2 protein-coding genes and 1 pseudogene are annotated in these 1,735 nt (G+C 47.3%); all 3 read left to right on the forward strand.

Annotation, left to right across the window (positions count from 1 at the left end):
- Positions 1-40 precede the first annotated feature (40 nt).
- Positions 41-500, forward strand: a pseudogene (locus ACFIM1_RS09200) (phage tail protein).
- A gap of 14 nt (positions 501-514) precedes the next feature.
- Entirely contained in the window at positions 515-769 is a 255-nt protein-coding gene (locus ACFIM1_RS09205; protein WP_375609809.1) for a tail protein X, read from the forward strand.
- The coding region (locus ACFIM1_RS09210; protein ID WP_375694681.1) for a phage late control D family protein at positions 769-1,735 on the forward strand (967 nt) is incomplete at its 3' end. The genes ACFIM1_RS09205 and ACFIM1_RS09210, both read left to right, overlap by 1 nt.

A 1,735-nucleotide genomic window follows, 5' to 3' on the forward strand; every position in this document is an offset into this window, starting at 1 on the left:
AATGCGCTGCATGGCGGGACAGAATAAGGGGAGGGCGTCTATGAGAGATCCTTTGCTGATGTTAGGACCACATCTTTTTTATGTGGACTGGCTGAATTTCCAATCCTTTGAGGAAGAGTTTTCTGCTTCATGGGTTTGCCTAGAGCGTTTTGGTGAGGCTCCCGGTTTGCAATTTACCGGTTATGGCAATGATGCCAAAACTATCCATGGGGTGTTGTTTCCAGAAGAGTTTGGGGACCGGGTAGCGATAGATGCTATCACCAGAACCATTCGTGCTGCCAAGCCCGTTCGAGATGATCCGTTGGATGAGTGACAATGGCTATAGCGCCATTCTCCATGGATCAGTGGTAATCACCAGTGTCACGAAAGATCACGACTATATTAGTCGCTCTGGTCAATCGGGGCGCATTCGCTATGCCATTAGCTTGTTACCGTTTTTCGATGGAGGAAAACCGCAAGGTCAATATCAGGTGGGACAATACCAAGTGGGATATGGTTAAGGGGGAGAAACGTCATGAAGATACCAGAAAAGCACCTCGTGGTAGAGCTAGAAGATATGAGTCTCGATCTGATCTGCTTTCACCATGCCATGGCTGTGTTAGGGGACCGTTCTCAAGTTGGGGGACTAAATGGCTATTTAGAAGCCACACTGGAAGCCAATCCAGGTATTGCAGGGTATGGTGCTCTGTTGCCACGGGGCTTAAAGGTCATTCTGCCTGAGTTTGTTAGCCAAGAAAAGAACAGCGTGGTGAAGCGGTTATGGGATTAATGCGCACGCATCCTTTTATTGAGGTGAGGGTGGGGGATAAGCTTGTTCATGAGGTTTTTTACCAGCGTCTTTTAACCGCAACCATTACGGACCATGCCGGCAATGAAGCCGATACATTTGAAGCAGAGTTTGATGATAGTGGTAATGATTTAGAGGTTCCCTCAAGCAACAGCACTCTGCAAGTGATTTTTGGCTATGAGAACAGCATCAGTGCCTTCATGGGGCGTTTTGTTGTTGAGTCGGTGGTGAGTATTGGGGGCAGTGATGGAGAGATTTTGCGCCTTTGTGGCAAAAGCGCCTCGATGCGTAAAGAACTCAAAGAACAAGCGAGTGAACATTTTGATCACAAAACTGTTGGTGAGATTGTTGAGACACTCGCCAAACGCCATGGCTATCAAGCAAAAGTCAGTCCACAATTTATCAAACAAACTCTTTCTTATGTGATTCGTACAGATCAATCGGCGGTTGATTTTTTAACCCGTCTTGCGGACCGCATGCAGGCGCGTTTTTTAATCAAAGACCATAAGTTTTTATTTTTAAGCGGGGATAATTTACCAGCACTTGAACTTCATAAGCACGACTGTTCTAACTGGGAATTCACGTTAGAGCCACGCACGCAATACGGCATCATTGAAGCTTCTTATTTTGATCGCTCAACAGGGCAACAATGCCAAGTCAAGCATCAGACAGGGTTTAGCGGGCCTGTGCGGCGTCTTCGCAGTTGTTATCCATGTCAAGAGGAAGCTTTATCTGCCGCCGCTTCCGAGTCGGATCGCTTATGTCGTGCTGTAGGCAGTGGCTCTTTGTCTCTTGCAGGACGCCCTGAAATCATGGCGGATCAACCTCTCATCCTTCAAGGGTTTCGTGGGCAAATCAATGGACCATGGAAAGCCGCTACCGTCACACATCGTTATGAAAAACAAAGCGGATACACAACAGAAATCACCTTTGAGGCACCAAACAAGG

Origin of the sequence: Bartonella sp. AC158YNML, assembly GCF_042196725.1 — a bacterium.
Classification (GTDB): domain Bacteria; phylum Pseudomonadota; class Alphaproteobacteria; order Rhizobiales; family Rhizobiaceae; genus Bartonella.

Coding starts and splice junctions, on each gene's coding strand:
- ACFIM1_RS09205 (WP_375609809.1), top strand. CDS start 515: ATGAAGATACCAGAAAAGCACCTCGTGGTAGAGCTAGAAGATATGAGT.